Here is an 18,641-nt window from a genome sequence, read left to right as displayed (position 1 = left end):
GGCGCCCGACGGACCCACCATGTCATGATCGTCGCCGCCGGAGACCGACACGTCAGGTCGTACCCCCGCCGACATGTGAGCTCGTACGCGGACAGAAGCCACCTACTGGTATCTGCAGGCAACCCCGCAACTGCTGGCCCTGGCCGCGCAACGCCTGGACGCCGCATCCCAGCGCGAAGGGCGGCCCGATCGAGGCGGGGTGACCGTGCTATGACCGCGCTCGCACCGCTGCTGCAGGCATTCTTCACCGACCGGCTGATGACCCAGTACGGCGCCAGCCCACACACCATCGCCTCCTACCGCGACACGCTGCGGCTGCTGCTCAGCCACGTGCACCAGCGGACCGGCAAGCTGCCCGCCCACCTGGACCTGGCCGACCTGGACGCCGCCACCGTCGGGGGGTTCTTGCACGAGCTGGAAGCGGTGCGCGGCAACAGCGTGGCCACCCGCAACACCCGCCTCGCGGCGATCCATTCGCTGTTTCGCTACGCCAGCTTGCACGCCCCCGAACACGCCGACCTGATCAGCCGGGTCCTGGGCATCCAGACTAAACGCGCCACCACCACGGTCGTGACCTTCCTCAGCCCCGCCGAGCTCGACGCGCTACTGGCCGCACCCGACCAGACCACCTGGCACGGCCGCCGCGACCACGCCCTGCTCGTCCTGACCGCGCAGACCGGCCTGCGCGTCGCTGAACTGACCGCCCTGACCGCGAGCGATCTACAGCTGGGTGTGGGCGCGCACGTCTATTGCCGCGGCAAAGGCCGCAAAGACCGTTGCACTCCGCTGACCGCCCACACCGTCGGCGTCCTCACCAGTTGGCTGGCCGCACGCCGACCGGCCGGCAACGACCCGCTGTTCGCCACGCGCCGAGGCACCCCGCTGTCCCACGACGCGGTCGCCCGACTCGTCGCCAAACATACCGCCACCGCCGCCCGCACCTGCCCATCGCTGCAGACCAAACACGTCACCCCGCACACCCTGCGACACAGCGCGGCGATGAACCTGCTGCACGCCGGCGTCGACATCACCGTCATCGCGCTCTGGCTCGGTCACGAAAGCCCAACCACGACCCGCATCTACCTCCACGCCGACATGGCCCTCAAAGAACAAGCCGTTGCCCGAACCGCCCCGCCGAACGCCGGCCCCGCCCGCTACCAGGCCGGCGACACTCTTCTTGCTTACCTCGACCAACTCTGAGCCCAGCCCCGCCATCGGTTATGCCGCGCCCAACCCGGAACGTCCACCAAGCCACACAGGATCCGCACCGAGCGCGGCATAACCGCCCTCTCGTCATAAGGCGTGTAATGCCGAACTCGGCATTACACGCCCTTCTTCAGGTAGCCGGTCTCGTCGGCGACGAGGATCCCGTCGCGGTGGCCAAGGTGCTCGACCACGAAGGTGCGCAGGTCGCCGGCAACGGCGTCGGTGTCCCACACCGCGGTACGCAGCAGGCGCTGCATCCGGTCGGGTCCAGGATGGCCGGCTTGCTCGGCCAGCCACCATCCGTTCTTGCGCTCGATCGGCGCGAGCAGCCCCAGCAGCAGCTCCCGCACGGTCCGTCGGGGCTCGGAGCGCGCGAAGCGTGCACCGATGCGGGCCAGCACGTCCTCGAACACCTGCCACCACGCGGCAGGGTTTACGCTATGGCCAGCGGCCACCACGAAGCTATTCAGTTTGTCCACAACAGACGATGATCTCGCGGTGGCCGCGCCTGTGAGCCCGGGGTCACCCACCCCGGCTTACCCAAGCCATGTCGCCCGTTGGGCGGTGGCCAGCAGAAGCAGGCATCCTTGCCCGGTGGACCCGATCATCCTTGACCGTCGTTTCGTACCTTGGCAGTTCGGTGTCGGGCATTCGCAGCTGCTGCTTCGCGCCCCTGTCCGCAGCGGCGACACCGAGCACCTTTCCGTCCTGTTCGTGGGCGTCAGGGCCGTCAAGCTGCGCGGGTCATACCAGCCCTTGGAGTTACGGCCAGCTGACCCGACCAGTCGCGAACGAATCCTCGACTTTGCAGAGGTGCCTGACCGACTTCGGGGTAGGTACTTGTGCCTGACCTTGCCGGTCGAGAATGCCGGGTTTGTGGTCTGCGCCAGGGCCACCGTACTGGCTGTCGATACCCGGAACGATCTCGGCGACAGGTGGTGGCCAAACCACGCCAGAGTGATCCACGTACTGACGAACGGCACCTCGAGCCCGGGACCGGCACGCAAAGGGTAGGTGCCGCTGCCGTACTAGGAGCATCATCGGATGCGAGCTCGGTACCGCGAACGTGTAGTGCCTCAACCTGAGGTCGGCCATCGACGCTGACGCGATCGGTCTGGGGGTGCCGCCAGGGTCAGTCAGTTTCACGCGTCGACGAGAGGAGGTGCACACATCGAGCACAACGTGCTCTGAGCCATACACAGACTACGACGTTAGGCTGCGGATGATGAAGAAGCCCAGTTCGGAGTCTGATGAAGAGCCGAGCACTCGGCGAAACGCGGCTCGATATGCGGCCTGGGGCCACCGATGTAATCCCCGCTCGAGCTTTCCGATGTAGGTGCCGTCGAGAGGTGCATGATTGACCCCGCAACGCGCGAGATCCGCATTGAGTAGATCTGCAAGCTCCTGACGAGACAGCGGCCGGCCCGAGCCGGATGGCGATGTGAGCTTCAAACGGGCGCTGCGGAGCCGGTGGTTCGGGGATCTTGCCGGCTTGCTCCAGAGCACCTCGCCGACTGGAAAGTCTTCGTGACTCGACGAAAGGGTCGTCGGACCGGCGGCTGACTGCATCGACGGCCTCCCTGCGTGCAGCGTTTGCATCGACACGCACGATTGAATACGCATTTTTGGGCCCGCACTACCCTCCACATCGCATCCGTTCGCAACCGACACTGCGAAGTAGCTACGGCGGGCGTAACCTGTGAGCTATGGCTGACCACCGGCATCCGCCGAACCGTCTGCTGGCGTGGGAACGGCTGCAGCGCGGTTGGTCTTACGAGGAAGTCGCCAACCGGATTCGAGCCGAGATGAGTCGCTGCAACGAGTCTGAAAGCGGTTTGTCGGCGAACACAGTGCGCCGCTGGGAAACCGGCGAGCGGTGGCCCGATCCGCGGTACCGTAAGCACCTTGTCGTGATCTTCGGACTACGGGCAGCCGATCTAGGGCTTCTGACCCCAGACGAACTCGAAGGCCGTCCGCAGACGGAGAGCATCGCAGAGCTCAGGAGACTGTTGGAGACCATGATGGCCGAACCTGGCGATGGTATTAGTCGTTCTGGCGTCCTCCGCGCCGCACTCGGTATCGGTGTGCTTCCCATGCTCGGTTCTCTCCTGACACATACCGAGAAGGAGGACGCGGCCTGGCACGGTGACCCAGCGGCCTATGCCGCGATCACCGAATCCCATCGCAAGTTGTACTGGTCATGCTCCGCCCGCCCGCTTTACGAGGCCGCCTACGCTCACACTCAGCTCGGTTTGGAGCAGATTCGAGGATCGTCTGGGGGCGATCGTGTGTCCCTGGCAGTGTCGCTAGCGGAGTCGGCGCTGCTTACCGCACGTCTTGCCTTCTTTGACCTCGGCCGGCCCGCCGTCGCGGAAAGATGCTTCGACGTTGCACTGAGCGCAACTCGCGAGGCCGGCGATCACAGTCTCGCTGTCGCGGTCTTGGGGCACATGGCTTTCGTACCCATCTTTGGGGGTCAGCCGCAACATGCGCGCTCGCGCCTGGATGCCGCTCGGCAGCACACATGGCATGGTGTCCACCCGGCTGTACGGGCCTGGCTTCATTGCATCGCGTCCGAGGCGGACGCGCGTGCCGGAGCCGGAACCTCAAGCCGCCATCACATCGATCTGGCGACGTCCGCAGTCGAATCGGCCGCCGAGAACAGCGTCGACGAACCAGCGTGGTTCGACTTCTTCGATGAGGGGCGACTCCAGTCTTTCGCCGGCTACGCCGCTCTCATCAGCGGCGACCACACGGAAGCCGGCAAGCGCCTACACTCAGCGTTGGACCTACTCGGCCCCCGTGCCAGCAAGCAACGCAGCGTCGTTCTCGCCGACCTGGCTGCAAGCTACAAAGGTGACGACGACCGGCAGGCACAGCAGTTGCACCTCGCGCTCGATTCCATCGAACAAGAGTGGTATGGAGCAGGGTTTACGCGGATACGCGAGGTACGGCCGCAAATCCGCGATGGCGCGCTTGGACGAGAGCTGGACGAGCGTGTCCGCGCCCTGACCATGGTCTAGCGTGCCGCTCCATTGTGCGCCTCGATGAGGGCCGGTAGGTCCGTCAGCGACTCAATGCGGAAGAGACAGGACTCGGAGACCTCCGGCAGATCCAAAATGTGGCCCCACGGCCCGCGCACGATCAGCGCCGTCGCGATACCACTCTCTTGCGCTGGGCGGACGTCATTGTCAAGCCGGTCCCCGACATAGAGAATCTCGGCCGGCCCGCAGCCAGCCTCCTTGATGACCCGCTCGAAGAACGCCTTCGAGGGCTTCTCAACTCCCCAGCTGTCGGACGTGCCGATGAGATCGACCGGGAGCTCAAGGGCGTGGAGGATACCCTCTGCCCGTGCGGTCTGGTTTCCCGCGAGTCCGACGAGTAGCCCTTGCGCTCGCAGTTCGGCAAGACACGGACGAGTGTCGGGATACAGGTTCTCCTCGCTGAAGGACTCCGGTTGACCCGCCTCTGCTCGGAGTTCACGCTCTTTGGCAAGATCGAATCCGGGCCGGAAGACCTGAAATGCTTCGCGGTAGTCCAGGCCGCGGGCGATTACGGCACCGAACACAGCTGAAAACGTGTGCCGGGGCACGCCGAGCCAATCGGCCCAGGTGCCGTACTCACGGGTCTCGTCTACGATCGTCTCGCCCACATCGAAGAACACGGCGCGAATCGGCATGCTGAGGACCTCCAGTCGAAGCTCGCCTCAGCTTACGATGCCGAGCGGGCCACGGCGGCGGCCACTGCCTTGCCACTAAGCCATCGAGTAGATCGGCTGGCGTAGGAGGCCTGAGCTGACGAGCTCGACCGAACATGATCAACATTCGCCTATCGTCATAGTCGACTGCTCGACTGGGGCCACCAGCCCGCCAGCGTAACGGTGGGCTGGTAGGTAATCGGAGCAATCTGACGAACCGGACACGAACACTCGACAGTCCTACGCTTCGAAACGCAGCTTTGATGGGAGCCTTGCTGGGAGGCTTTGTGGGAGAGATACGTCTGGCCTGCTCCGATGCGGAGGAGGGGTGTTCTCGGGCATCGCCAACCGTGGAAAGTCAGGCTAGCTTCTCCTATCACCGGCGGATGCCGGTGATAGCCGGTAGCGAACCGCCTGAGGTAGCTTGCGATGATCAGCCCGCATGTCCGTCGACAGCGCCTGGCGCATGAACTCAACACCTTGCGGCGCGCTCGCGGATACACGACCGCGCGAATGGCCTCCGTCATCGGTGTTTCTCGCCAGCATGTCTCGCGCCTGCTCAACGGCCATGTGGCACCCGATGCGGACGAGATTGCACAGCTGCTGACTCATTTTGAGGTGCCGCCTGATCAGCAGGAGAGCTTGCTGACGATTGCCCGGCAGGCTGCCGTTTCCGGCTGGTGGGAGCCGATGGCCGAGACCATTGGTCGCCGGCAGGCTTTGTACGCCAACCTCGAAGCAGGCGCGCGTCAGATCGCTGAGTATCAGATGACTCTGATCCCGGGCCTGCTGCAGATCCCCCCGTTCACAGAAGCTCGCTGCCGAGTGGATTTTGCGGCTCATCGGAAGCCCTTCGATAGCGCTTCCGCGGTCGAAGCTCGGCTTCTACGCCAACAGGCGGTCCACCGCGACGGCGGGCCCACTTACGAAGTGGTCCTCGACGAACTGGCCATCCGTCGACGCGCCGCCCCGATCGACGTTGTGATTGCGCAACTGGACCACCTCGTTCACCTCGGGCACAGCAGCCAGGCGACAAGGATCCGGGTCCTGCGGTTGAGCGCGGAGATCAAGGACGATGCGTTGCCACTGTCTTCGTTCTCTATCTACCGGTATCCGGATCCTGATGATCCCGTGGTCGTGGCCATCGAGGCCGAGGTCAGCGACCAGGTGATTGCCACGAGTCCGGCGGTGGACTTCTATGTCGAACTTCACCAGCGTCTGGCTCAGGCTGCGATGACGGCCTCGGACAGCCTCGACTTCCTCGCCACCGTGGCAGAGGAAATGCGTACTGGGAGGTAACGGCGATGGACCAACCGCGCACGGCGTTTGCGAACTGGCGTAAGTCGAGTCGCTCCAGCGGGAAGCGGCAACTGTGTCGAGTTCGCCACGCACGGGACGACCGTCGGTGTCCGCGACTCCAAGAATCCAGATGGAGCCGTGCTGGAGTTTCCAGCAGATGTTTGGAGCGCCTTCGTCGGCGGCATCAAGGACGGGGAATTCGATATGCCTCCCAAACCGTAGCCACCTTTAGCGACAGACGATCGATGCGTTCGAGGCGCCGGGGTCCGGCTGGTCTATAGCCGGACCGCCGAGACATCAGGGCTTGCTGCCTGCAGGGCCTGCCCTCGTTCGACTTATGGATCGACGTCTCACGGGAGATGGCTGGCTTCACGACAGGGTGCGCTTTCAAGCTCGCCGGGTACTGACGGCTTCAAAGCGCAACCAGGTCCCACCGCGGTGAACGTGTGTGTCGTCTCAGGGAAATGGCGGCTCGGAGAGTTTGTCGATGCGCCGTTGATGGCGGCCCTGTTCGAACTCGGTAGTCAGGAAGGTTTGGACGAGTTCGCTTGCGACGACTGGTGTTACGGTTCGCGCGCCGAGGCATGCGACGTTGGCGTCGTTGTGGGCGCGGGCATGACGGGCGGTGAAAAAGTCGCTGATGACAACGGCTCGGACCGCGGGATGGCGGTTGGCGGCGATCTGCATTCCCGCTCCCGTGCCGCAAATGAGGAGACCGAACTGCACAGCGCCGTCGGCGACTGCACGTGCTACTGGATATGCGATGTCCGGGTAATCGACTCGGTCGTAGGTCGCCGTACCGTGGTCGAGGATCTCGAATCCGGCGGCCTGCAGCTCGTCCATCAGCGTCACGCGCAGGTCCAAGCCGACGTGGTCGCTCCCCACGGCGATTGCACGGCCATTTCCATACGGCGAGGGTGCAGTTGTATTCATAGTCTGCCTAGAGGACCACGATGTGGCGCATGATCTCGCCGCCGGGCCAGGTACTGAGTAGCCGTGGGGCATCGGCCAGGTCGCCTGTCTCGACGGCATAGCGTGTTAGGTCCACGTCCTGGCGGGCAGCGGTCCGTACGCACTCGGCCATATTGCTGGAGGTCCAGGGGACGGGATTGCGGATGGCGATTCCACGCTGATGCCAGCCGTCGAGGAGGGCTGTGGCGGGCAGATCTCCGTGCCGATGGTGAGCGACGATGATCAACGCCGAGCCCGGCTGCAGTGTCGTGGATAGCTTCCAGAGGACTTGCTGGTCGGCAGTGCATTCGTACGCGGCTGAGGCCCGGGAGATCGCGCGGTCTACCGAACGGTGGTCCTTGGAGTTGACGACGGTCACGCCGGCTGCTTCCGCGACTGTGAGGCGTTGCGCGTCGCTATCCACGGCGATTGTCTCGCGACCTGCGGATTGGAGCACAGCCGCGATGAGCTGGCCTAGGAGTCCAAGTCCGAAGACGATCGCTGGGGCATCGGTTGTTGAGGGATCTTGGTCGACTGCGTTGATGGCGCATGCGAGGGGTTCCACCAGGGCGAGATGAGGACCCGTGCCGGCAACGGGAGCGATCTGCCAGGCGGGGACCTGCATGAAACGGGCGAGTCCCTGGTTGCCCATGCCGGCGACAAGCGTTCCGGGTTCCCAGCCGGTGTCAGGTGAGCTGTCGATGACCTCGCCGACGACCTCGTGACCGACGACCGTAGGGTATGGCCGGGACAGGTCTCCGGCCCAGATCGCGCTGTCGCGTTGGCATAGCGCGACAGCGTGGACCTTGATGGTGACCTCGCCTCTGGGGAGGGGCCATCGGCCGATTCGGCCTTGACGTGGGGCGGTGATGATGAATGCTTCAGTTTCGTCTGTCATCTGCGGTCCTTTCGATGATCGGACGCAGGTACCGTGCGACTCCGTCGTCGTCGCAAGACGCGGTGACCTCGTCGGCGGCGGTGATCGCGTCATCGCAGGCGTTGCCGACCGCGACGCCGTGCCCGGCCCACTTCAGCAGTGCTACGTCGTTGGTGAAGTCGCCGAAGGCCAGGACCTCGGTTGCGGCGATGCCGTAGTGATGTGTTAGCCAGGCGGCTGCGGTGGCTTTGGACACGGTGTCGGCGACGGCCTCGGCGCTGGTCGCGCTGCTCAGGGTTACCGACAGCCGCAGGTCGTTGACGGTTGCGACCGTTGTGAGGTCCGTCGTTCGGGACTGGATGCGAAGCAGGTGCGCAGGTTCCGCGACCAGTTCTCTGGTGCTGACCTGACGCGTGATGCGGTTTGGGACCCACGTTGCTGGGCGATATCCGGGTTCGTGCAGGAGCTCGATTCCTCGTTCTACGCCACAGGTCACATCGCCGTGTGTTGCTCGTAGCCGGCCGATGGCGTCGGCGAGGTCGGAGGGTGAAAGCGGCCACTCCGCGAGCGGGTCATAGCTGCCGGGCTTCGTGATGAGGGCGCCGTTCGCGGTGATCACGGGATCGCGGACGGGTAGCCGTTGGATCATGGGTTGCCAGGTCCCGAGGGCACGTCCGGTCGCGATGACGAACGGGATGTTCAACTCGTGCACGCGGCTGAGGACTGCGAGGGTGTCGTTGGAGATGGTGAAATCGCTGCGTAGAAGCGTGGCATCCAAATCACTGACGATCATCTTTGGCCATGGCGAGTCTGTGACAATCATGGCTGTGCCCGACGTGGAACTCGAGGTGCCGCAAGCACCGCAGTGGTGGGCATGCCTAGGGCCTGCGCGATCGACCGTATCGGCACCTCTGTGAGCTCGTTCCTTCCGGCGAGCAGTGCAACAGCCGTTGTTGCTGGTGCCTGGGTGGTGTCGCAGAGGGGGTAGGCGATGCTGCTGAGCATGAACACCTCCTGGATCAGGTAGGGGATACCGCCGATGCAGACAGGCCAATTGCCGGCGGCTTGTGGGGGCAGACCGTGGGCAAATCCGGCTTCGATGCGGAACGGCCGTCCTGGACGCGCTGGCGCGGCGGCGTATCCAGTGCGGCGCGGTGGCAGATATGGGATCGCGGCGGCTTGCCATGCCCACGATGTCGTTACAGCTGGGAGGACATCGGGCGCCAAGTCGCGTGGCCGCACGCCGAACAGGAGCCGCCCCATCCGTAGCGCGGCGTGTGGAAGTAGGTGTACCCACTGGATCGCATCACTTCCGCCTAGGTGCAGCAAAGCACGCGGGCAGCGGTGCCGGGCTGAGACGAGGGTCTCTTGGGCGTCAATCGCAAGGCCGGCGGTGACGTTCCCGGGAAGGTGGCCGGCGAGCCCCGCGATCTCCACTCCTGCCCGCTGCAGCATCGTCATCGCTCGGTCCAGGTCTGTTGGGTGCACGCCACCGCGGCCGATGCCAAAGTCCACGTCGATGTGCACTCGTAACCCCACGATGGCCGAGGTTCCCGACAGCCGCCGAATCTCGGGTTCGCCGACGAGCCACTCGATGTCTGAGACGCCCTCAGCACTGAACCGGCCCGCTCCGGCGACGATTATCGGAACTGAGCATCCATGAGCGCGCAGCGTGCTGGCTTCGGTGGTCGTTGCGACCATGAACCGCCGATACCCGCAGGTGGCGATGGTTTTGGCGCATAGATCGAGCCCGAATCCATAGCCATCGCCTTTGAGGACGGCGATGGCGTTGTCGGGTAGCTCCTCGGCGACAGCTTTTGCGTTCGCCGCGAAACGGCTCTGGTAGAGGTTCACCAAGCCTCCGGGTGGGAGTACCTGGGGCGAAGACGTGGCGGTCATGCCGCGTGGCCGGTGTATGCGCGGTAGACGTCTGAAAAGTCGATCGAGGCGGGGCTGCCGTGGCGTTCCACCGTGATTGCCAATGCGCCGAGGAGACCGAGCACGTGCAGCAACTCCACACCGACGTGGGAGATGCGCAGGACACGACCAGCCAGTTGTCCCTGACCGTCGCCCACGGTCACGCTGCAGATCTGGCCAAGGTGCGCGATGGCCAGTGTGGCGTCCAACCCCGGCGGGAGCTCAGCAACCGTGATCGGTGCCACGCTTGCGGCGCCGGCCGGCCAAACCTCGAACTTCATCGCGCTCAGGCCCGCCTGCAGGGCACGTCCGATCGCAGCTCGTTCTGCCATGTGCGTGGCGTGCGGCCGGCGATGGAGGAGATCGTCGAGGGCGGCGTGAAGGCCGGCCATGAGGCTTATCGCGGGTGTCCACTGGCTCTCCGCGGGCAGGCGACGGAAGGAATCGCGGACCTTGGTCCAGTCGCCGGAGAGTGAATCACATGGCGGGAGCCGATCTACGTGGGACCATGCCTGTTCGGACGCGGCGAACACCCCGATCCCGGGTGTGCCGCCGATACCTTTCTGGCTCGTCGCAATGACCACGTCGAGGCCGTGGGTATCCATGTCGACGGGCAATGTTCCTGCGCTCGAGATCGCGTCGACGATTGACAGTGCCTCGCCAGCGCGGCACAGGCGTGCGATCTGCGCGACATCGTTGACTCGCCCAGTCGACGTCTCGTGATGGACCGCGAGGACGGCGACCGCATTCGTGACGGCGAGGGCACGATCGACATCCTCCAGCGGCAGCGGCTCGCGCCAGCTCCCGCGTACATGTGTGACGTCGAGTTTCAGCCGCTCGCACATGAGTGCAAGACGTTCGCCGAAGTAGCCGTTGCTGGCGACGACGATGTCGTCACCCGGTCGGCAGAGGTTCCGCACGGCTGCCTCGATGGTGGCCGTGCCGGAGGCGGTGAGGCAGTAGACATCTGCGTCGGTGCCTAGCACGTCGCCGAGCATCTGTGACACCTCGGTGAGCAGCGCACCGTATTCGCGGCTGCGGTGATAGATGGGTGTGGCGGACTGTGCCTGGAGTACTTTGGCGGCGACGGCGACCGGGCCAGGCGTGAACAGCGGGATGCTCATGCCTTCTCCTGCAGGTCGATGCCCAGAAGCTTGGCGACGTCGGTCAGAGCCGCCGGGCAGGATGTGTCGTTGCCCGCGGTGGCCAGGACGGTGCGAGCCATTTCTTCAAGCTCTGCGATGGCGGTGGGGAAGTCGAGGTCATCGTCGATGGCGGCGCGGACACGGTGTGCCCAGGGGCGTGGGTCGGGACCGCTTGTCGCACGGGCGGCAGTGCGCAGGAGGTCCAGGAGCCGCTCGCCGATGGTGATGTCGGAGTCGCGCCATTCGAAGCCGGCGGTGTGTCGGTACTGGCGGAGCAGGGCCAGGCGAATGGCAGCACCGTCGTGTTGCCGTAGCAGGTTGCGGGCGAGAACGATGTTGCCGACTGATTTGCTCATCTTCGCGCCGCGGTAGGAGACCAGGTGGCAATGAAGCCACGCACCTACGTACGGTTCAGTCTGAAGGGCGAGTGACTGAGCCTGCTCGCATTCGTGGTGGGGAAAGATCAGATCGGTTCCGCCGCCATGTAGGTCGATGGTCGTCCCCAACGTCGCGCGGGCCATCGCCGAGCAGCCGATGTGCCAGCCGGGCACGCCCGATCCATATGGGCTGTCGAATGTCGGCTCGCCCGGGCGAGTGGCCCGCCATAGTACGAAGTCCTGACTGCTGCGCTTGGCCGGGTCGTCGGGGTTGCCGCCGCGTTCAGCGGCCAGGTGATGACGCAGGTGCGCCGAATAGCCGGACAACTCACCGAAGACGGTACTGCGGCTGGTGTCGAAGTAGGTCGTCCCGTCGGCCGTGTAGGTGTAGCCGGCGGCGTCCAGTTGGCCGATGAATTCGAGGACGTGGTCCAGCATCTGGGAGACGCGGGGTTGTGCGTGCGGCGGGAGCATCCCGAGCTCGCTCATGTCGTTGTCGAACTGCCGTACCTCGGCCTCGACGAGGTCGGCATAGGCGATGCCGAGTTGCTGGGCGCGGGGAAGGATGGGTTCGTCGAGGTCGGTGAAGTTGCGCACCATCGTCGTCTGGCGGCCCAGTTCATGCAGGCGCCGCTCGAGCACGTCGTAGGTCAGAAAGGTTGCGACGTGCCCGAGGTGCGCCGCATCGTAGGGGGTGACGCCACAGATGTAGATCTTGATGGGGTCGCCGGTCGGCCGGAAGTCGACCGGCCCGCTGGATGAGTGCGTGGTGAGTCTGATGGTCATCGTGTACCGGCCGAGATCGTTTCGGTTAGTTGGTTGGCGAGGCTGGTGACCTCTTGGCACGCAGTCAAGAGATCGGCAAGTCGGTGTGGTGGGAATGCCTGGGGACCGTCGCCGGGACGGTGGGTGCGCTCAGGGCGGACGTGTGCCTCGATCAGGAGGCCATCGGGGCGGAAGGCGGCCGCTGCCAGCGCGACCGGGGCGACCGCGTCGGAGCGTCCAGCGGTGTGGCTGGGGTCGAAAACCACCGGCAGGCTGGTTCGGTTGCGAACGCTGGCGATGGCGCCGAGATCGGGGGCGAAGCGTAGCGAGGTGTCGAAGCTGACGACTCCTCGAGCGCAGAGGATGATGTCGGTGTTGCCGTGGGCGGCGATGAACTCTGCAGCCCGAAGCCACTCCTCGACGCTGGCGCGCGCGCCTCGCTTGAGGAGCACGGGACGTGGCGTTCCGCCGAGCTCCTTGAGAAGTGCCTGGTTGGTCATGTTGCGGGTACCGACCTGCAGGCAGGCGGCGGCATCTGCGACGGCTTCGACGTCTCGTGGGTCGAGCACCTCTGTGACGATCGGCAGCCCCACCGCGTCCTTGAGCTCGGCGAGCAGCTTCAGGCCGAGGCGTCCTTTTCCCTGGAAGTTGTACGGGCTTGTGCGAGGCTTGAAGACGCCGACCCGGTAGGCGCTGGCACCCTGGGCACGTACGGCAAGGCCGGTCTCCACCGCGTCGTCGAAGCTCTCCAGCGCGCATGGGCCGGCGGCGCACCAGAAGCCCCCGTCACCAACCGTGCCGTCACCGACGGCGACTGTCGTGGGGGCGATCTCGTGTGCTCGGTCGACCAGCCAGTATCCGGATGAACCGGTTTCGTGCCGTCCGATGATGAACGGTGAGGTGATGACTGGAATTAGTGCTTCGTCGCCAGAGATGACGATGAACGCCCGTGCCGCGTGGCGAATAGGCCAAGCCGTGACGTCTTCGTGGGCGGTGTGCAGTTTGCAGAGCTGTGCGATGTCGGAATCTGACGCGTCGGATGTAACCTCGATGATCATCGTCTACCTCCGGTGGGGTGCTTGCTGGATGGCGTCTGCGAAGACGGACAGGAGGCCGGCGGCCATCCGCTCGACTGGGAATCGTTGCCTTGCTGCGGTTTGCGCGCAGCGGCCGAGGCGCTGGCGCATCTGGCCGTTGGCGGAGAGTTCGGTGAGCCATTGCACCCACGCGGCGTGGTCAAGTTCCATGTGTCCGTCGCGGGCTGCGATCGGGATCTGGATTCCGCTCACCAAATGGTCGATGTGGGTGTGTTTGCCGAAGCCGAGGTGGGAGACTACGGCGAGCCCGGCACCCATGGCCTCGAGTTCGGCGACCCCAAAGGTCTCGATCAGCGCGGGGTTGGCATAGACATCCGCGGCCAGCAGTTCGTGCCATACCTGATGGCGAGGCATGGCTCCGCAGAACGTCACGGCGGGATGCCTGAACTGTGTTCTGGCCTCCTCCAGCCGGGTGCCGTCGCCGATGATCCGCAGCCGCAGCCTGCTGTCTAAGGCCTGTGCGTCACGGAACGCCTCGACGAACGGCCGCCAGCCTCGTTCGCTGCTGATACGTCCCAGGTAGACCACCGTCACCGTGGCGTCCTGAGCTCGCCGCTGCTTGCCGCGATCGTTGGGGATGCGTTCTAGCGAGGTCCAATCCAGGCCGTGCTCGACCACGTGCAGCTTCGGCTCGTGCTGCGGGAAGTAGTGGGCGGCCAGCTCCCGTGCGGTGCTACTCGGGACGACGATCCGATCCGAGCTCCGGAAGAACTGCTCCTCCGCGGTTCTGAACTCTGAATCTGTCGGCCGGGGTGTGCGGCCCCCGACGGACGTGTAATGGCGGTCGACGACGTGTGCGGTGCTGACAACAGGGCAGCTGAACCGCGAGCTGAGGTGCTCAGCGACTCCCTGCGTGGTCCAGCCGTCGTTGAAGATCACGTCCGGCGTCCATCCGCTCCAGGGGTCCTCGTGGTTCAGCCAGGTGATGGCCGCGGTGTTCCAACGGTGGACGTTGGCCGGCGAGGAGAACATCTCCGTCGGCCGATCGCGTGGGAGCAGAAACTGCTCGCTCAAGGGGCGAGGCACCTCGATGACGCGTATGCCCGGCGTTGCGGTGAGTTGCCGCTCGGCCCGCCCAGGGGTCAGAACGGTGACCTCATTGCCAGCGACGTACAAGGCGCGAAGGACGTCGTCGTTCACGGTGCCCGAGCCGTATCGAGTGCGTCGAGGCGGAAAGTCCAGGCAGACGTGCAGTATCTTCACGTAGTCACCTGCCCGCTCGCCGTGTGGTTGTGGGCGGCTACTTGCAGTCGTCGGGCTAGGGGGTGCCAGTGGGCGGGAAGGCTTTGGATATCGTCCTCGGCCAGTTCGGCCAGTTCGGCCATCGATCCCACGAGCAGATAGTTGGCGATGTCGTGCGCGGCGTCGGGCAGCTCAAACGGCATTGCTGACAGGTCATCTGCGAAGGTGCGCGATAGAAGCTGACGGTTGCCGCTTCCGATCGCGGAGTACCGCTGGTAGGCGTCCTCGCCGACCGGCAGGTGCGAAGGTAGGCGAGCCGCGAGTCTCGACCAGAGGTCTGAGAGGGCGCGGATCCGACGCTGCAGCTCCAACTCGCCGAGATCCGCTACGCGCAGGGCGTCCCGGAGGAGCGTTTCCTCGGCCGAGTCGGCAACGTTATGGCGCCGTAGCCCGTCGAGGCGCCATTTGCGTGCTGGCGGGTAACGCCCGGCCAGCAAATAGATCATCTCCAGCATCTCGTCGACGGTCGCGCCAAGTACGAGATGGCCGGCAGCTGGGTCTCCTCGACGGCCCATGGTCGATGGGATGCGTTCGATGTCCCAATGAAGCCGTGCGGCCAGGTGCAGGAGGCGAGTGTCTCGCTCGGAGGGAGTCAAGACGATTCGATCGGCGATGAGCCGACGGATGGTGCCCTTGGGGTCGTGCACCACCTCGGCGGTGTATGCGTGGGCTTCACGCATACCGTCGCTCCATACGGTTCGCGGATCTTGGTCGTACCGCAGGAGACGCTGATGGGCGTTCACCTCGACGGGGCCCCAGGGAAGGGGAACGTGAAAGGAGAAGTTGGGCAACCACCTCGGAAGCCGGGAAGCGACCGCGGACCGGACTGCCAACGGATTGGGGTGCCACTGTTCCCGCGCCACGTCGGTGTCGATCCATATCGTGAGGTCGATATCGGATCGTTCGTCGAATGTGTCGCGGGCTCCGCCGTGAGCGAGGCTCGACAAGATCACGACGCCGACGACCTCGGGGCGGTCGCAGAGGCGACGAAGGAAAGGGTCGAGTACTGCCCGGACCTCGGCGACCGCTGTGGCGCCTGAATAGACGGTCATCGGAGACGCTCGCCATCGGCGTGGCGTTCGCTGCGACCGAGCACGCCTCGCAGGGTGGCGACCGTCAGGTCGATGCCTCGCTTGTACGGAGGCGCGCCTTCATACTCAATCACCCATTGCGCGTCGAACCCGTGCTTTGAAACCGTCTCGATCGCCCAGGCCAGCGGGATCCCGGCTTCCACGCCGTCGTCGGTGAACTCGTGGCTCTTGACGTGTACATGGGTGGTTAACGGGGCGATCGCGGCGATGGCCTCGCGGCGAGTGGCGGCAGGAAGGTTGCCGAAGTCGATGCACACTCCGAAGTGCTCTCGTGGATACCGATCGCACAGCTCCGCAAGGAACGCCGGTTCATTGGACAGGCCACCGTGCGTTTCGACCGCCAACGCGACCCCAGACATGCGCGCAGAGTCGACCAGTTCATCGAGCGCCTCTGTGACCTGCCCCCGTGCGACGGCATCGGAGCGCTGCCAGCCGGTCCAAATCCGAGCGGTCCGGCATCCGAACTCCGCGGCGACTTCGAGCCAATGGCGAAGGTGGCTGACGCTGGCTCGGGAGGACTCAGGATCCCCCGTGAAGTCGTTGCGCAATGCTATCGACGGCATTCTCAAACCAAGGTTCGCGAGCTGAGCCGCGACCGTCGACGGCTCGCGCACTGTGCGGTCGCATAGCTCGACCGCTGTGAATCCCAGCTCAACCGCGGTCGCGAGGAATTGTGCCGTGGTCATCTCTCCGGTCTTGAGCTGATCACCGAAACTCACAGGGGCCAGTGAGATGTCCGGTTCCAATCGAACGCTCGTGAGCTCAGCCATCGGATTGTGCCTTTCTTCTCGTGGGTTGCCCCACGCCTTCGGTGGGTGCTTCATTACGAGTTAGTAGGATCTGCGACTTGTAAGGTGGTTCGTGGTGCGGGTGTGGCCTAGAATGCGGGCTGGCGCGCACCCGTTGGCGGGCCGACGTCGACAACCGGTTCGGGAGGAACTGTGACCATGGGACGTCCTCTGAGGCTGTTCAACTCGCTCGGCCGTCGTACGGAGGACTTCGCTCCCGCCGGCGACACCGTCGGCATTTACACCTGCGGCCCAACCGTGTACGCCTACCCGCATCTGGGAAACATGCGTGCCTATGTCTTCGCGGACACACTTCGCCGCGCATTGCGATGGAAAGGACTGCCCACCCGCCAGATCATCAACATCACCGACGTGGGACACGCAGTTGCGGAGCTGGAGCTCGGGGATGACAAACTCGAAGTCGCTGCCGCACGCGAACGGAAGTCGGTCGAAGAGGTTGCCGAGCACTACACCCAGGCGTTCTTCGCAGACCTCGCCGCGCTCAACATCCTCCCGGCCGACGAGTACCCCCGCGCAACGGCATGCGTCGACCAGATGATCGACTTCGCGGCGGAGCTCGAGCGCCGCGGGTTTGCCTACACAATCGAGTCCGGACTGTACTTCGACACGAGTAAATCCGTGGACTATGGCCGCCTCGCCCTGATCAACACGGAGGGCCAACGCGAGGGCGCCCGCGTCGAACAGGTTGAGGGCCGACGCAACAAGACCGACTTTGCGTTGTGGCGTACCGAGACTCCCGGCCAAATGCGTGCCATGCGATGGAAGTCGCCATGGGGCTGGGGAGCGCCAGGCTGGCATCTGGAGTGTTCCGTCATGAGCATCGCCTTGCTGGGCAGCCACTTTGACATCCACACAGGCGGCATCGACCATCGCCAACTGCATCATGTCAACGAGATCGCTCAAAGCGAGGCGTACCTTGGCGACGCGCGACCCTGGGTTCGCTACTGGCTGCACAACGAGTTTCTTCAATTTGGTGCGCAGAAGATGGCTAAGTCCGCAGGCGGGACGATCCGAGTCGCAGACCTGTCCAGCGCAGGCATCCACCCACTGGCCTACCGGCTGTTCCTTTCCGGAGGTCACTATCGGGCTCAGCTCGACTACACGCACGAGGCGATCGAGTCCGCCCAGTCGTCTCTGCGGCGGTTGATGGCTCGGGCAGAACCCCTGAGGCCGCTTCCACCGATCCAGACATACGCCCAGGCTGTGGACTCCGCCCATGGCGACCAAGCAACTATCGACGCCCTCAACCAGTTCGACGCCGCAATCAGCAACGACCTCGGTACTCCGCAACTGCTCGCACACCTTCATGAAAGCCTGCGATCTGATGGACTCTCGGCGGACGGCCGCCGTGCCGTCTTGAGTTCCGCAGAATCTCTGCTCGGTATCGGCCTGGATCGGATCGCGTCCGACGGCCTTGCTGGCACCCAAGCCCTGCTTGCGGATGATCTGACCGCACGCGTGACGGACCTGGTAGCGGAAAGGGAAGCGGCACGCGCGGCCCGGGATTGGCCACGCGCGGACCAGCTCCGCGCGCAGCTGGAACGCCTGGGAGTGCAGGTCACCGACACACCACAAGGGCCGACCTGGAGGGCGAACTAGGAAGTCGGGCACGCAGCCGTTGCCGGGAGTCGAACAAATTGCTGCATTACCGCCGACACGGGGAGATGGCGGAAAGCCACCCGTCTCCGCGAGGCCGTGTTGTTGAGCGGCACAGGGATGGCTCCCGGACGCAGCGGAAACCAAGCGGATTCTTGGTTCCATAGCGCCTCCGCCTCGGTGAACGTGATGGGTCCGTCCCGGGTGCCAAGCACCGGATCGACACATCGCTAGTTGTCTGTCCACCTTCGCGGACAGTCTGCTGTCCGGGAACACCGACTTGAAAGGAGAGCTGGCGGGAGATTTGGGGGGAGAATGTGCGATGACCAGCGTTCTGCCTCGCGTAGGTCCATTGCAGAGTGGCGCTCGATTCGAGAAGTCGGCCCGGCTCGGGCAGCCGTGAAAACGCCACTCGGCCCAATCGCACTGTCCAACGACGCGCCACCTATCATCGATCGACGTGGCGGCTGGCGACGCTTACGACCTGATGCGTAATTGGCTGTGAGGTGTGTTCGCCTCACCGCCGTACTTGTTGATCATCGTGTGGCGGTGAGGTCGGAGACCAGGGTCGC

At 64.8% G+C, this 18,641-nt stretch carries 15 protein-coding genes and 2 pseudogenes; 5 read left to right on the top strand and 12 right to left on the bottom strand.

Features of this window, described 5'->3' with window-relative positions:
- Positions 1-210: 210 nt before the first annotated feature.
- Positions 211-1,200 (top strand): tyrosine-type recombinase/integrase, encoded by a 990-nt coding sequence (locus AB0M47_RS36105; RefSeq protein ID WP_363422198.1) that lies wholly within the window; start codon positions 211-213, stop codon positions 1,198-1,200.
- 128 nt (positions 1,201-1,328) lie between these two features.
- Here AB0M47_RS36105 and AB0M47_RS36100 read toward each other — a convergent pair.
- Positions 1,329-1,619, bottom strand: a pseudogene (locus AB0M47_RS36100) (transposase); the annotation flags it as partial.
- Between the two features lie 1,293 nt (positions 1,620-2,912).
- Here AB0M47_RS36100 and AB0M47_RS36095 point away from each other — a divergent pair.
- On the top strand, positions 2,913-4,229 hold the full coding sequence (locus AB0M47_RS36095; RefSeq protein ID WP_363422196.1) for a helix-turn-helix transcriptional regulator: 1,317 nt from the start codon (positions 2,913-2,915) through the stop codon (positions 4,227-4,229).
- Here the strand turns inward: AB0M47_RS36095 and AB0M47_RS36090 are convergent.
- Positions 4,226-4,885: an HAD family hydrolase gene (locus AB0M47_RS36090; protein WP_363422194.1), complete on the bottom strand. Its 660-nt coding sequence runs from the start codon at positions 4,883-4,885 to the stop codon at positions 4,226-4,228. The two genes, AB0M47_RS36095 and AB0M47_RS36090, sit on opposite strands and share 4 nt — an antisense overlap.
- 447 nt (positions 4,886-5,332) lie before the next feature.
- Here AB0M47_RS36090 and AB0M47_RS36085 point away from each other — a divergent pair, with 447 nt between their 5' ends.
- Together AB0M47_RS36085 and AB0M47_RS36080 are read left to right on the top strand one after the other, a co-directional pair.
- Positions 5,333-6,202: a helix-turn-helix transcriptional regulator gene (locus AB0M47_RS36085; protein WP_363422192.1), complete on the top strand. Its 870-nt coding sequence runs from the start codon at positions 5,333-5,335 to the stop codon at positions 6,200-6,202.
- A 5-nt stretch (positions 6,203-6,207) separates the two neighbouring features.
- Positions 6,208-6,424, top strand: a pseudogene (locus AB0M47_RS36080) (DUF397 domain-containing protein).
- A gap of 234 nt (positions 6,425-6,658) precedes the next feature.
- Here AB0M47_RS36080 and rpiB read toward each other — a convergent pair.
- The 10 genes from rpiB to AB0M47_RS36030 are packed head-to-tail and all read right to left on the bottom strand — an operon-like array spanning position 6,659 to position 16,434.
- On the bottom strand, positions 6,659-7,135 hold the full coding sequence (rpiB, locus tag AB0M47_RS36075) for a ribose 5-phosphate isomerase B (protein WP_363422189.1): 477 nt from the start codon (positions 7,133-7,135) through the stop codon (positions 6,659-6,661).
- A gap of 7 nt (positions 7,136-7,142) precedes the next feature.
- Positions 7,143-8,051: an alcohol dehydrogenase catalytic domain-containing protein gene (locus AB0M47_RS36070; protein ID WP_363422187.1), complete on the bottom strand. Its 909-nt coding sequence runs from the start codon at positions 8,049-8,051 to the stop codon at positions 7,143-7,145.
- A complete protein-coding gene (locus tag AB0M47_RS36065) occupies positions 8,035-8,823 on the bottom strand; it encodes an HAD-IIB family hydrolase (RefSeq protein ID WP_363422185.1) in 789 nt (262 codons plus the stop codon). The genes AB0M47_RS36070 and AB0M47_RS36065 overlap by 17 nt, the downstream gene beginning before the upstream one ends.
- Positions 8,824-8,849: 26 nt before the next feature.
- A complete protein-coding gene (locus tag AB0M47_RS36060; RefSeq protein ID WP_363422183.1) occupies positions 8,850-9,884 on the bottom strand; it encodes an alanine racemase in 1,035 nt (344 codons plus the stop codon).
- 41 nt (positions 9,885-9,925) lie between these two features.
- Positions 9,926-11,071, bottom strand: a complete 1,146-nt coding sequence (locus tag AB0M47_RS36055) for an aminotransferase class V-fold PLP-dependent enzyme (protein ID WP_363422181.1) — start codon at positions 11,069-11,071, stop codon at positions 9,926-9,928.
- Positions 11,068-12,255, bottom strand: coding sequence for a hypothetical protein (locus tag AB0M47_RS36050; RefSeq protein WP_363422179.1), 1,188 nt, complete (start codon positions 12,253-12,255; stop codon positions 11,068-11,070). The genes AB0M47_RS36055 and AB0M47_RS36050 overlap by 4 nt, the downstream gene beginning before the upstream one ends.
- Positions 12,252-13,292 carry a 3-deoxy-7-phosphoheptulonate synthase gene (aroF, locus tag AB0M47_RS36045; protein ID WP_363422177.1) on the bottom strand — a complete coding sequence of 347 codons (1,041 nt, stop codon included), beginning with the start codon at positions 13,290-13,292 and terminating at the stop codon, positions 12,252-12,254. Before aroF ends, AB0M47_RS36050 begins: the two co-directional genes overlap by 4 nt.
- 3 nt (positions 13,293-13,295) lie before the next feature.
- The gene (locus AB0M47_RS36040; protein ID WP_363422175.1) at positions 13,296-14,534 is read right to left on the bottom strand and encodes a glycosyltransferase family 4 protein; all 1,239 of its coding nucleotides are present in this window, start codon (positions 14,532-14,534) and stop codon (positions 13,296-13,298) included.
- Positions 14,531-15,625, bottom strand: a complete 1,095-nt coding sequence (locus AB0M47_RS36035; RefSeq protein ID WP_363422173.1) for a DUF4037 domain-containing protein — start codon at positions 15,623-15,625, stop codon at positions 14,531-14,533. Before AB0M47_RS36035 ends, AB0M47_RS36040 begins: the two co-directional genes overlap by 4 nt.
- Positions 15,622-16,434 (bottom strand): sugar phosphate isomerase/epimerase family protein, encoded by an 813-nt coding sequence (locus AB0M47_RS36030; protein ID WP_363422171.1) that lies wholly within the window; start codon positions 16,432-16,434, stop codon positions 15,622-15,624. The genes AB0M47_RS36035 and AB0M47_RS36030 overlap by 4 nt, the downstream gene beginning before the upstream one ends.
- A 177-nt stretch (positions 16,435-16,611) precedes the next feature.
- Here AB0M47_RS36030 and cysS point away from each other — a divergent pair, with 177 nt between their 5' ends.
- Positions 16,612-18,072 carry a cysteine--tRNA ligase gene (cysS, locus tag AB0M47_RS36025; protein WP_363422169.1) on the top strand — a complete coding sequence of 487 codons (1,461 nt, stop codon included), beginning with the start codon at positions 16,612-16,614 and terminating at the stop codon, positions 18,070-18,072.
- Positions 18,073-18,641: the final 569 nt, after the last annotated feature.

This window comes from Hamadaea sp. NPDC051192 (assembly GCF_040682475.1).
GTDB lineage: Bacteria > Actinomycetota > Actinomycetes > Mycobacteriales > Micromonosporaceae > Hamadaea > Hamadaea flava.
The sequence above is the reverse complement of the archived record's forward strand: the minus strand, read 5'-3'. Positions and strand labels throughout refer to the sequence as shown.